Origin of the sequence: Barnesiella sp. ET7, assembly GCF_024733785.1 — a bacterium.
GTDB lineage: Bacteria > Bacteroidota > Bacteroidia > Bacteroidales > Barnesiellaceae > Barnesiella > Barnesiella merdigallinarum.
The window spans coordinates 150,086-164,022 of the sequence record NZ_JANRHM010000004.1 but is presented as its reverse complement, the minus strand read 5'-3'; the positions used below and the strand labels follow the sequence as shown (position 1 = coordinate 164,022).

At 55.0% G+C, this 13,937-nt stretch carries 6 protein-coding genes and 1 riboswitch; all 6 genes read left to right on the top strand.

Annotated features, from left to right (window positions below):
* The first annotated feature begins 131 nt into the window (after nucleotides 1-131).
* Nucleotides 132-2,873, top strand: coding sequence for a substrate-binding domain-containing protein (locus NW211_RS04015; RefSeq protein WP_087407690.1), 2,742 nt, complete (start codon nucleotides 132-134; stop codon nucleotides 2,871-2,873).
* Between the two features lie 224 nt (nucleotides 2,874-3,097).
* On the top strand, nucleotides 3,098-6,136 hold the full coding sequence (locus NW211_RS04010) for a TonB-dependent receptor (RefSeq protein WP_258326994.1): 3,039 nt from the start codon (nucleotides 3,098-3,100) through the stop codon (nucleotides 6,134-6,136).
* Nucleotides 6,137-6,217: 81 nt separating this feature from the next.
* The gene (locus NW211_RS04005; RefSeq protein ID WP_241147786.1) at nucleotides 6,218-7,831 is read left to right on the top strand and encodes a RagB/SusD family nutrient uptake outer membrane protein; all 1,614 of its coding nucleotides are present in this window, start codon (nucleotides 6,218-6,220) and stop codon (nucleotides 7,829-7,831) included.
* A 21-nt stretch (nucleotides 7,832-7,852) separates the two neighbouring features.
* A complete protein-coding gene (locus tag NW211_RS04000) occupies nucleotides 7,853-9,319 on the top strand; it encodes a DUF4960 domain-containing protein (protein ID WP_087407687.1) in 1,467 nt (488 codons plus the stop codon).
* A gap of 89 nt (nucleotides 9,320-9,408) precedes the next feature.
* Nucleotides 9,409-11,784, top strand: a complete 2,376-nt coding sequence (locus NW211_RS03995; protein ID WP_258326993.1) for a LamG-like jellyroll fold domain-containing protein — start codon at nucleotides 9,409-9,411, stop codon at nucleotides 11,782-11,784.
* 226 nt (nucleotides 11,785-12,010) lie between these two features.
* Nucleotides 12,011-12,207: riboswitch (cobalamin riboswitch) on the top strand.
* Between the two features lie 257 nt (nucleotides 12,208-12,464).
* Entirely contained in the window at nucleotides 12,465-13,922 is a 1,458-nt protein-coding gene (locus tag NW211_RS03990) for a DUF5074 domain-containing protein (protein ID WP_258326992.1), read from the top strand.
* Nucleotides 13,923-13,937: the final 15 nt, after the last annotated feature.

The following is a 13,937-nucleotide window of genomic DNA, read 5'->3' as shown; positions in this document are numbered from 1 at the left end:
ACCTTTGAGGAGGCTATAAAAAATCGTGCATAGTTTATCAAATTTGTTGTTATGCCCGATTTTTAATACCTTATACACGCTTTTTTTTATGAGAATATAGTTTAATTTGCGGATACAAAGCACACATAACGATGTACAGAATCTTATCATACGGTTTTTGGCTGGCAGTATTGATGGCCTTGTTCGGTTGTAACCAGAGCAAAGTATACAGGATAGGTGTTTCGCAGTGCAGCCAGGACGACTGGCGCATGAAGATGAACGACGAGATAAACCGCGAGATTATGTTTCACAAGGAAGCTGTCGTGGAGATTCGGTCGGCCGATGACAGTAGTGAAAAACAGATAAGCGATATAAACTATTTTGTCAAGAACGGGTTCGACATCATCATCGTCTCGCCCAACGAAGCCGAGACTCTTACGCCTATTATAGAAGATGTATACAAGCGGGGGATTCCTGTGGTTATTTTTGACCGGAATATAAACAGCGACTCTTATACGGCCCGCATCGGTGTAGACGACAAGGGGCTTGGGCAGTCGGCGGCCCACTATGCGCAGCACTTGCTCGGGAACCGGGCAAAAGCCATCGAGATATTCGGCTTGAGGGGGTCTACTCCGGCCGAAGACCGGCACGAAGGCTTTGTCAAGGAGTTTGTGGCGTCGGGTGGAACCTTGTTGGCCAGCGTCTCCGGCAACTGGAACAAGGAAGATGCGATACCCGTTGCCGACTCTTTATTGAGGATTTATCCCGATGTAGACCTCATCTATGCCCATAACGACCGTATGGCCATCGGAGCGTCGGAGGTGGCGAGTCGTCTCGGTCTACGCGACCATATCAAGATAATCGGCATCGATGCCGCTCCCAATATAGGCATACAGGCCGTTGCCGATAGTATTATCGACGCAACCTTTTTGTATCCTACCGAGGGGCACCGACTCATTCAAACGGCTCTTGCCATCTTGAAGGACGAACCTTACAAAAAGGAGACTATTTTGCCTGTTTCGTCGGCCGTAGATTTGAGCAATGCCGATATTCTGCTGTTGCAGAACGAGACGTTGAAGGAGGAGACTCATAAGATAGAGTTGTTGAAAGTCCAAATCGATGATTATTGGGCTCAGCACTCCTCGCAGACCTCGCTCTTCTATGCCAGTGTAGCCATTATCGTTCTGTTGTGTGGTGTCGGGTTCCTTCTGCTGCGGGCCTACTGGCAGCGCAGTCGGCACCAGAAAGAGCTCTTGTCGCAGAATAAACTTCTTGAGGAGGAGCGTGATAAGCAAAAGTTGCTGAATGAGCAGCTCGAAAAAGCCACTCAGGCCAAACTGGTGTTCTTCACCAGTGTGTCGCACGATTTGCGTACGCCGCTGACGCTTATTTCGGAACCGGTTGCCCAACTGGCCGCTGCCGAGAACCTCACGCCGCAGCAACATACGCTCATGAAAATAGCCGATAAGAACGTCAGGATACTCCAGCGGCTGATCAACCAGATACTCGACTTCCGTAAATATGAGAACGGGAAACTGGATATTCATTTGTCCGAGGTCGATTTCAATCAATGTATCCGGGACTGGCTGGAGTCGTTCTATGCCATCGCCCGCAAGCGCGATATAAAGTTGTCGTTGGTCGGCCCGTCGGCCGACGAGCGGCTGGCACTGGCTATCGACTTGGAAAAGATAGAGCGGGTGTTTTTCAATCTCCTCTCCAATGCGTTCAAATACACGCCCGACAATGGTTCGATTACTGTCTCGTACGAATGCGATGGTACGGACCTCACGTTCAAGGTCTCCGATACCGGCGAAGGGATAAGCGAGCGAGACCTCGGCAACATATTCGATCGGTTCTATCAGGTCGATCGTGTCCATCCCAAGGGTTCCGGTATAGGATTGTCGCTCGCCAAGGCATTTGTAGAGTTGCATGGGGGGAGCATCACCGTAGACAGTACGTTGAACAAAGGCTCGGTTTTCACGGTGACCTTGCCGGTAAGGCATGTGGCCGAAACTACAATCGATGTCGGTAAGGAAATCGATGAGCAAGATGTCGAGGCCGAATTTGAAGTAATCGATACGCACATTACCTTCGATGAGGACAAGCCCATTATCCTCATTGTCGACGATAACCGGGATATTCAGCTCCTTATTGGTGAGTTGATGGGGGCCGACTACAACATAATTACAGCCTCGAACGGTAAAGAGGGAGTGCGGTTGGCTGTCAAGTATGTGCCCGATCTTGTTATCTGCGATGTGATGATGCCCGTAATGGACGGATTGGAATGTTGCCGGCGCATCAAAAACGAGATTTCGACATCGCATATACCGGTCTTGATGCTGACTGCCTGCTCCATGGACGAGCAGCGGGCTCAGGGATATGACAGCGGAGCCGACGGCTATCTTTCAAAGCCGTTCAACAGTACCGTATTGAAAGCCCGATGTGCCAGTCTCATAGCCAATCGTAAGCGGATAAAGGAGCTGTGGCTCTCGTCGTCTGTCCTGAAAGGCAATCGAAAGGAGGAGGGGAAACCCTTGCCGGCCAAAAGCACACCTGCGGGCGATATCGACAATGAATTTTACAACCGTTTCCTGGATATATTCCAGGAAGAGATGGGCAATGCCAGCTTGAATGTCGATACGATAGCTTCCAGGATGGGGCTTGAACGCTCTCAGTTCTATCGCAAAATCAAGTCGCTCACCAACTACGCTCCGGTTGAGCTGATACGTCGGTTGCGTTTGCAACGGGGCCGCGAGCTCTTGACCACGACCGACAAAACGGTAAGCGAGATTGCCTACGAAATAGGTTTTTCTACCCCGGCCTATTTTACAAAATGCTATCGCGATACCTATGGCGAGACCCCTACCGAGGTTCGAAACAAGCTGACGAAATAATCGAGCACAACAATAGGCATTGCGACTAATCCTGTTGTGGCGCACCTCTATACAACCGTAGAGGTGCGTTTTTTTGTCGTTTGGTCGACTATTAAAATTGGGGCATTTTCTATCAAAAAACGTGCATCGCTTAAATTTTGATAACTTGTACAACATTTTTTATAACGGCAGGGGGCTTTTGTAACCTATTTTTGCGATAGAAATTCTTATAAAAATAAATAAATATGAAAAGAACAATTCTCAGTGCAACATTGCTGTTTATTATGGCAATCATGGCGCAGGCACAGAATATCACTGTGCATGGGAAGGTCCTTTCAAAGTCCGGCGGAGAGCCTCTCATTGGAGCCTCCGTGCTTTGTGAGTCGACCCAAACCGGAGCCTCTACCGACATTGACGGGAACTTTACCATCTCCGTCCCTGAAGGTGCAACCTTGAAGTTTTCGTACATTGGATTCAATCCGACCGAGGCCAAAGCCACGCCGGAGATGACCATCCATCTGGGCGAAAATTCTGAAGTGCTCGACGACGTGGTGGTCGTGGGCTATCAAATCGTTCGTAAAGCCGACCTTACCGGGGCGGTCTCGGTCATGGACATGAAGGAGCCGTTGAGCGAGAACTCCGGTAACATCATGAGCTCCATGGCCGGCCGGTTGCCGGGTGTGAACGTAGTGCCCGATGCCGCTCCCGGCGGTACCGGTACGATTCGTGTCCGGGGTATGTCTACGGCCAACTCGAGCAACGACCCCCTCTACATCATCGACGGTGTGCCTACCGACAACATCAACTGCATCAACCCGAGCGACATCGAGTCCATGCAGGTGCTGAAGGATGCTGCATCGGCCTCGATCTACGGTTCGCGTGCCGCCAACGGCGTGGTAGTCATCACCACCAAGCAGGGCAAGGGCGACCGCATGACGGTCAACGTAAACTACTCGACCAACATCCAGACGATTGCCAACCGCTACGAAATGCTCGATGCCAACCAATGGGGCATAGCCTACTGGGCTGCTTCGAAAAACTCGAACATAGCCCCCTCGCATGTGCTCTATGGCAACGGCGAGACTCCGGTGCTGCAACCCTACGTGGCCGGCAATACCAACTATCCTACCACCAATACCGACTGGCAGGACCAGGTATACCGCACGGCCTGGACCAACAACCTCACCGCCTCTATCTCGAACAATACCGACAAGAGTTCGGTGATGCTTTCGCTCAACTACATCAACCAGGACGGTAACATCCGGGAGACCTTCTACGAGCGCTACTCGGCCCGTATCAACTCGCGATACGACTTCAACAAGTATATCTCGGTGGGCGAGAACCTCATGCTGGCCCACTGGAAAAACCGGGGTGTCGATGTTGCCGGCGACCGGGGTGTGCCGTTCACGGCCATGAGCCAGCACCCGGCACTGCCCGTGCGCGGTCTTGACGGTTCGTGGGCCCGTCCTCTGGAGCTGATTGCTTCGGACCTGACCAACCCCGTGCAGCTCATCGAGAATGCCAAGGACAACGACTACTCGTCGTGGCGTATCCTGGGTAATGCCTACCTCGAGTTGAAACCCATCGAGGGCCTCTCGCTCAAGACCAATATCGGTATCGAGCACAGCCAATACTTCAACCACACGCTCGGCCGTACGGTGAATCCCGGCGATGTAAACAGCGTGTCGAGCGTATACGGTCAGGGCGATACCTGGACCTGGACCAATACCGCCAACTACAACAAGACTTTTGCCGACAAGCACCACCTGACCGTGCTGCTCGGAACCGAGGCCATCAGCTATACGTTCCGCGACCTGTCGGCTTCGCGCGAAGGGTATGCCTTTGAAGACCCCGACTACATGCAGATAGGCGCCGGTACGGGTACCCGCAGCAACGGCGGCGGCAAGACGCAATGGTCGGTATTTTCGCTCTTCGGTAAAGTCGACTACAACTATGCCGACCGCTATCTGGCATCGTTCACCATCCGTCGTGACGAAAACTCGCGCTTTGCCAAAGGCTATCGCGCCGGCATCTTCCCGGCTTTCTCACTGGCCTGGCGACCCACGCAGGAGGAGTTCTTCCCCCAGAACAACGTGCTCAGCGACCTGAAGGTCCGCTACTCCTGGGGACAGAACGGTAACGCCAATATCCCCTCGCTCTACCCGGCTTACTCGACCTACATCTTCAATACGGGCAACGGTGCCTACGACATCAGCGGAACCAACTCGTCTACCACGTCGGGCATCACCCTCTCGAGCACCGGTAATCCCGAGTTGAAGTGGGAGACTACCTATCAGCACAACATCGGTGCCGACTTCCAGTTCTTCAGCGGAGCCCTGGGTCTGAGTGCCGACTACTACATCAAGAAGACCAAAGACATGCTGACGATACCGCCCGCCCTCGACGTGGCCGGCGAGAATGCGGCCATGTGGCTGAACACCGGTTCGATGGAGAACAAAGGTTGGGAAATCGCCCTCAGCTACAACAGTCCCTCGTATGGCGACTTCTCGTGGAACGGTTCAATCAACGTAGCCCAATACAAGAACAAACTGCTCGAGCTCAACTCGCGGCAAAACTTCATCGGCGGTGACCAACGGCTCATCCCGGGTCAGCCCATGGGTGTCTACTACGGCTATGTGTGCGACGGTATCTTCCAGAACGAGGTCGAGGTAGCCAACCACGCTACCCAGACCGGTGCCGCTCCCGGCCGACTCATCTATCGTGACCTCGACGGCAACGGGGTAATCGACGACAACGACCGTTGCATCATCGGCGACCCGAACCCCGACTTGTCGATGGGCTTGAACCTGACCTTCCGCTACAAGGACTTCTCGCTCGACATGTTCTTTGCCGGCGATTTCGGATTCGACATCCAGAACCACATGAAGCGTCAGTTGCTCTCGATGAACTACGGCAACCTCTCGACCAACCGCGGGGTAGAGATCTTGAATGCCTGGACCCCGACCAATACCGATACCGATATTCCGGCCCTGTCGCTGACCGACGACAACAACGAGAGCCGCTTCTCGTCGTACTACGTGGAGAACGGTTCCTACATGAAGATGAAATACCTGAAACTCTCTTACGCACTGCCCAAGAATCTCATCAAGAAGATAGGTGCTTCGAACCTCGAGGTATACGGGCAGGTAGAGAATGTCTTTACCCTCACCTCCTATACGGGTCTCGACCCCGAAATCCTTCCCGGTGAGTATGGTGCACGCATCGACAATGGTGCATATCCCCGTCCCCGCACCTTTACGGTGGGCGTGAATTTCCAGTTCTAACATTCAAAACGACGAACCATGAACATGATACAAAACATAGCAAAAAAAGCAATATGGGTTGCAGCTATCCTTTCAATGGGCATGACCATGAATTCATGCGAGGATATGCTCGACACCAAACCGCAAGGTACGTTTACCGACGAACAGATTGGCGACGAGGAGGCCCTCGACCTGATGACCTCGGCCTATGCGTCGCTGCTCAACCACTATTTCGGCAATAACGAGTCGTTTGCCGGCCCTATCAACAACTGGGTATTCGACGTGCGGTCCGACGACGCCCTCAAGGGGGGCGACGGTGTGACCATGGAGGGTTACATCCACCAGCTCGAGATTGGCAATGTGCAGAGCGACAACGATGTGGTTACCTTCAAATGGCGCAACAACTACTATTCGATCAGCCGGTGCAACACCGCCATCCGTGGCATCCAGGCCTCTACCTCGATTTCCGACCAGGAGAAAAACTCGTATGTGGCCGAGATGAAGACGTTGCGGGCATACTTCTACTTCGATATGCTGCGCATCTTTGAAAAGTTCCCTTACTTCGACGAAACCGTCGTGAACCCCAGCGAATGCCGGGCCGACCAGTATTCGCGCGAGCAGATTGCCGAGTTTATCAAACAGGATTTGCGCGACAGCTACGAGATACTGCCCCCAACGCAGGCCGAGGTGGGCCGCTTCAACCGCTATGTGGCTGCTGCCCTGCTGGCTCGTGTCGACCTCTTCACCTCCGATTGGGCCGAAGCCGAGACCTATGCCGGCTACGTAATCGACAGCCATCAGTACGAGCTCTATCCCAACTTCCTCGACATGTCGAAACCCGAGTACAACAACCAGTACGAGTCGATACTGGCCATCCAGTTCTCGTCGGCCAACTCGCCCGACCAGTATAACTACAACAACTGTCTGAACTGTACCTGGTCCGAAGGCAACCTCTATGGCAACGGCGACGACTTCTATCTGGCTTCGCAAGATCTGGTCAACGCCTTCCGTACCGACGAAAACGGTCTGCCTTATCTCGATGGTGCTCCCGACGACCAGAATGTAGACCGTGCCGATTTCGAAGGCAACATCGACCCCCGTCTCGACTTTACGGTAGGCCGTATCGGGATGCCGTGGCGTTCGCACCAGTATAACGAGAAGTGGTGCCGCAACCTCGAGCTCTACGGGCAGTATTCGGGCAAAAAGCCCTATCCGGCACCCGAGTCGCCCTATGTCAAACCCGGTATCGTGCCCTGGGGGGCCTCGTCGCTCAACGGTCTGCTCATCCGCTACGCCGACGTGCTGCTGATGAAGGCCGAGGCCCTGATCGAGCAGAACAAGGATCTCGAGGAGGCTCGCACCCTCATCAACGACGTGCGCCGCAAGGCCGCCCGCTCGGTCGACGCTTCGTACGAACCCATCGACTGCAACCCCATGGTGGCCAGTTACAAGGTGAGCGAATATCCGGCTACGGGCTGGAATCAGGACTATGCCCGCAAGGCTGTGCGTATGGAGCGCCGCCTCGAGTTGGCCATGGAGGGTCTGCGCTGGTTCGACCTCGTGCGCTGGGGTACGGTAGTCGAAACGGTAAACAACTACTACGAAACCGAAGGGAAAATTCGGACCTACTACCAGGGAGCCAACCTCTCGAGCGACGAAATCTATTTCCCGATTCCTGTCAACCAGGTAGACAATGCAGGAGACTTGTATAAATAACACATTAAATCAGAAAGTACGATGAAAAAAATATCTTATGGCATTTTCATACTGCTTGCCACGCTGTGCGGTATGTTTGGTGCATGCTCGGAATTTGAGCCGACCGGTTATACCGAAATTCCGGATTTGCAAAAGGTGAGTAACCTGAGAGCCGACATCGACGGCTATGTGGTCAATCTTTCGTGGAGTCTGCCCGCAGCCGATGGGGTAGAGGGGGTATTGCTGATTACCAACGGCAACTCGTCGAACCCCACACGCCTCGAGGGGAGCGTAACCTCCTATTCGGTGGAGGGGCAGCCTATGGAAGAGGAGTATCTCTACACGGTGAAAGTCCTCTATAACGGAGGCTATGTATCCGAGGGTGTCTCGGTGACGGCTACGATTCCCTATATCGAGCTGGCCAATGTGACCGACCTCGAGGCTTCGGTGAGCGGCCGTACCGTTACACTCAACTGGACCCTGCCCGACGAAGAGGGCATTACGGCCGTCAAGGTCTTCAGAGCCGACGAGGCCGATGCCGCCGTCGTGCTGGAGGCGTCGGCTACCTCGTGCGAGATGAAGGGCCAGCCGATGGACCAGGAGTTGACCTACACCGTGGCCCTGGTATATGACGAGTATTATACGTCGAAGGGTACTTCGGTACAGGTGACGGTTCCCTACATCACCCCCAAGATGGGTTACCTGATGACTGCCGCCACCATCCAGCAGCTCCCCGATGACGACGAGCGGGCTGCGGCCGCCTGGTTCATGGAGCAGGAGAATGCCGAGCTCATCCAACCCTCGCAGCTTGCCGACCTGGATGCCGACATCTATCCCGTGCTCTGGATCGAGATAGACCGCGTGGGGTTGCCTCTCGGGTGGGAGAACCTGCCGGCCGAGATAACCTCCGACGAGACCATCGCCGCTCTGCGCCAATACTCGGCCAACGGCGGCAGCCTCTACCTCTCGAACATGGCTACGCAGCTCACCGTACCCCTCGGCTTCGTGCCGTCGACCATGCCTCCCACGACCTACGGTAACGGCGAAGGCGGGACGGGTACCGACGTGTGGACCATCAACCCCTACCTGGGCTGGGACTTCCGCAACGGCAGCGACCAGGGATTCTACGACCGCACCTCGCATCCCGTATACGAGGGCCTCACGATGGAAGACCCCAACAACTACGGCTACAACAGCCTGCCGCTCATCGGTCCCGGTCAACGCGAAGACCACAACTGCTTGTGGGATTGCAACATCTACGGGAAAGGCAACTATCCCGACGTGATTCGCAACTTCGAGGTGACTACCAACGCCCTCGTGCTGGCCACCTGGGGCCATGTGCGCGACCACTGCGTGGCCGGTCTGGTCGAGTTCTATGCCAATGCCGAGCACGGACGTTGCATCGCCAACGGCTTTGCCGCCTATGAGTGGAACCAGAACTCGGGTACCAATCCCTATCAGCACAACATCGAGCAGTTGACTATGAACATTCTCGATTATCTGAAATAAAACTTATTGAAACACAGATGGCGTAACCCTCTCTGTCGAGGTGCGTCATCTGTGTCGTATCCAGCCAAACCTCAAAAGAATTTGTATCAATGAATCGAATTAAATCATTTTCAGTTATTGCCGCCATGGCGTCGGCGTTGTCGTTAAATGCCGAACTGGTTGCCCATTTTCCTATGAATGTCGATTCCGGGCAGATCGAGGAGCGTATCAGTGGCGACCGCTTTACGGTCGAGGGAAATTTCGCCCCCGAGAATGTCGACGGAGCCGTAGGTGCCGCCTTAAGGTTCGACGGCTATACCTCGCGGGTAGATGCCCGTCTGGACAATATCCTGGCTGCCGATGCCACGCAAATGACCGTCTCGGTATGGGTGGCCCTCCCGTGCTATCCCATTATCCAAATCGATACCGATACGTCGGAGAAGACCCCCATCGTCACCTGTCTCGACCGGGACAGCAAGACGGGCTTCGGTTTCTACCTCGGCTTTAACGGCAAGTACAGTTTCGAGACCTACATCGGCGGTTGGCCGGTAAGTATCGAGGCGAGCACGCCGCTCCCTACGTATAGCTGGAACAACCTGGTGGCCGTAATCGACTGCGACAACCGGTCGATCAAGCTCTACAACAACGGGGTGGAGGTAGGCTCGAGCCGGGCCAACGGTTCTGTCTCGTTTGCCGCCGGTTCGTTTTACATGGGGCAGGGCTCCGAGTCCCGCCTGTCGGGTCCCTTCGAGCTGATGTCGTTCAACGGACTGATTGACGATATTTCGATTTGGAACGAGGCTAAGTCGCTGGACGAGATACAGACCTGGCAACCCGAGCATGAGCCCGACCTCGATATACCGGCCTCGCGCTTTGCCGACGATTTGCTGCGTCCGCGTTTCCACGGTATGCCTGCCGCCGGGTGGACCAACGAATGCCACGGCATGTATTATGCCGACGGCCGCTACCACCTCTTCTTCCAGAAGAATGCCGACGGCCCCTACATGGCCCGCTTGCATTGGGGACATATCTCGAGCGAAAACCTCTACGACTGGCGGGAGGAGAAGATTGCCCTGGCTCCCGGCGACGCCTACGACATCAAGGGCTGCTGGAGCGGCTGTGTCTTTGCCGACGATGAGGTGACGGGTGGAGAGCCCAACATCCTCTATACGGCCGTAGATTATGCCAAGGCCACGATTGCGCAGGCCACACCTGTCACCGACAACCTGAACGAGTGGAGCAAGTTGCCTGGCAACCCCATTATCGGTGGTCGCCCCAGCGGACTCTCCGACGATTTCCGCGACCCCTATTTCTTCCGCAACGGCGACAACGCCTACATCATTGTGGGCTCTTCGAAGAATGGGGTAGGCACAACCACTCTGCATCGCTACAACCCGCTCACCGGCATGTGGAGCAACGACGGCGACCTCTTCTTCACGGGCTCGTCGGCTGCCGAAGCCGGTACCTTCTGGGAGATGCCCAACATCACCCCGATGCCCGACGGCCGATGGCTGTTCACCGTCACGCCGCTCAACACATCGCAAGGTGTTCACACCCTGTACTGGACGGGCTCGATTGCCGCCGATGGAAAGTTTGTGCCCGATGCCGATTCTTCGCAACCGCGTCTGGTCGAACTGAACTCCCGCGACGGCTTCGGTCTCTTGTCGCCCACCATCTATCGGCACAACGACAAGGTGATTTCCCTGGGCATTGTCCCCGACAAGTTGTCGTCGGTCTCCAACTGGAACCTGGGTTGGGCTCACTGCTATTCGTTGCCTCGCGAGTGGTCTATTGCTGAGGACGGCTCGCTGTCGCAGAAACCTTATGAGGGGTTGACCGGGTTACGCACCACGACCACCTTTACCCGCACGGGGTTCGACCTGAACGGTACTCTCGACCTCTCGCCTGTGAGCGGACGCTCGGTCGAGATATGCGGCACATTCGAGGTGGGTGCCTCCGACTTCGGTTTCCACATCTTCAAGAGCGGCAGTGCCAAGGCCGTTGTTTCGTACACTCCGGCAACGGGTGAACTCGTGGCCGACTTCAGCGCCCTGCCTCGGTTGACCAACGACGCCGGCGTATACGACGGTGTCTATCGTTGCATCTTGCCCGAGCGTCCGGCCGTGGGGAGTGAGCTGAAGATAAATATCTTTATCGACCACTCCATCCTCGACATCTTCGTGAACGACAAGTGGGCTACCTCCATCCGTGTCTTCCCCACCGAAGCCGATGCCAACGGCATCGAAGCCTTTGCCTCGGCCACGACCCGGGTAAAGGAGCTGAATGCCTGGATACTCGAGGGGCAATCGGCGAGTTCGGGCATCGAGTCTGTGGTCTCCGACTGTGTGGATTCGGGAAGTGCCCGTGTCGATGTCTTCAATTTGCAAGGCATGAAGGTGCGGGCCAACGTACCTCGGGAGGTTGCTGCCGAGAATCTGCCGAACGGTTTCTACATTATCGGCGGCCAGAAGGTTCTGGTAAGATAAGTTTGGCAGTATAGAAAAAAATGGAGCCGGTGTAGGAGAGAACCGGCAAAACTTCTTCAGAGAAACTCATGAGCGCATACAGCCGCATCTCGGCTATATGCGCTCATGCTTTTTTTGTGGGGGGAGTGTGTTGTCAAGACCGCTGAGGATAAAGACTATAAGCTGCACCATATACAATCTGTTTGAAGTAGGAAGCGAAAAAGTTATCTTTCTCCAGAAAAAAATACTAATTTTACAGCCGATTGGTTCCAAAAGGCCCGCCGGGCCTCGAGGATTAAAAGGGAATCGGGTGAAAATCCCGGACAGTCCCGCTGCTGTGAAGCTCCGCCAACCGCTCGAATTCTATACGCCACTGATTGCAATATCGGGAAGGCCTCGAGTGGGGAGTCAGTCAGAAGACCTGCCGTCAGTTTTTGTTTTTAATCGAGCCCGTGGACAGGACGGTTAAATGTACGACGTAAATGCTATATACTTTTTTCAGGCTTTTCGAGCCATTCATAACCCGTGTCGGGGTGCTGTGTAAACCTGTTGGGGCATCTGCCCGGGAACAGGCAGGCACGACGCGTTGCCGTCTTGACAATATGGCAACGGCCGGGCTTGCCGTCTCTTCTCCGGCCCGGGACCTTGTTTTGCAAATTTTCAACAACTTGTTAAATAATAGATTTTTATCCAAAAGTAGAATGATGAAAGTAAGAAAGATGTGGGGCGTGCTGCTGGTAGCGGTAGCTCTGATTATGGGCAGTTGCTCGAAAGAGAGTGAAGAACCGATGCCCGACCCGAAGTTTGAGTGGACAACGGCTGTTGCAACCGATGTGCCGGTATTTGTGGTTCCCGATACCCAAGTAGAGATTGCCTATGCGGCAGAGCATGTGCAGTCGGTCAAGACCGAATCGCTGCCCGCCGGGTGGAGTGCAACGGTCGACCAGGATGCCCGGAAAATCGAAATCTCGGCCATGGCCGATGCCGAAACAAAAGCTACGCTCACCGTCACGGTAGCGGGCGCAGGCGGGAAGAACCTTTCGCAAAAGGTGGAGCTGTATTGTCTGAATGCCTTTGACGACCCGGCCGGGGTCTTTGTGCTCAACGAGGGGAACATGACTACCGAGAACGGCTCGCTCACCTGGATTTCGCCCGAGGGGTATGTGGTGGCCGATGCCTACAAGACGGTCAACGGTACCGAGCTGGGCAACGTGGCACAGGACATGGCATTCTGTAACGGCAAGGTCTATATCATCTCGCAGAACGGCAACAAGAACCCCAACGGCACGGTGTTCGAAAACGACGGCATGCTGGTGGTGGCCGATGCCCACACCTTGAAGCGGACGGCCGCCTACACGAACGACGACCTGCAGGGGCTCGACTGGCCCACGCATATCGCCGTGCTCGACGAGCAGCATCTCTATATCCGCGACAACGCCGGTATCTACCGTTTCGACCCCACGGCCAAGTCGCTGACCTTCGTGACCGGTTCGGACGGTGCGCCGAAGAGCCGCTTCGTGACGATGGGAGGCAAGGCCTACACCTTCAAGTCGGGCTATTTGAGCAAGATTCTCGAGCTCTCGACCGAGAGCGATGCCGTGACGTCGATTTCGTTCCCGTACAGCATCCCCTGCATGATCAACCGTGTGCTGGGCATTCAGGGCGCCGACGACGGCCGGATGTGGGTGATGACCTCTACCTCGACGACCGTAGGCTCGGGACAGATTGCCATCGGCAAGTTCAACCTGTCGGACCGCTCGATGATTCAGCGCCGCATAGGCGTTGAACCGGCCGTGGGTTCGTCGGGCGAGGCCTTCGCCGCCTATGGCAACAACCTCTACTATGCCGATGGGGTGACGGTCTACTGTCTGCCTTTCGACGAGAGCGAAGATCTCAAGGCCGACTCGGGTCTCGAGGCCGAGCAATGGATGGTCGACCTCTCTGCTCTGGACAAGAACGCCGGCATCCGTTACAACGGACTGGGCGTGCACCCCAAGTCGGGACGTGTCTACATCAATACCCTCAAATCGTATGCCCTCTTCGGGCAGAACCAGATCTGGGGATTCGACTTTGCCACCAGCACCGAGGCTCCGGCCGTCAAATACGAAAACTATACCCACTTCCCCGCCGGCTTCTATTTCCCGGCCGGTCGTCAGTAATCTGTAAGAAATATG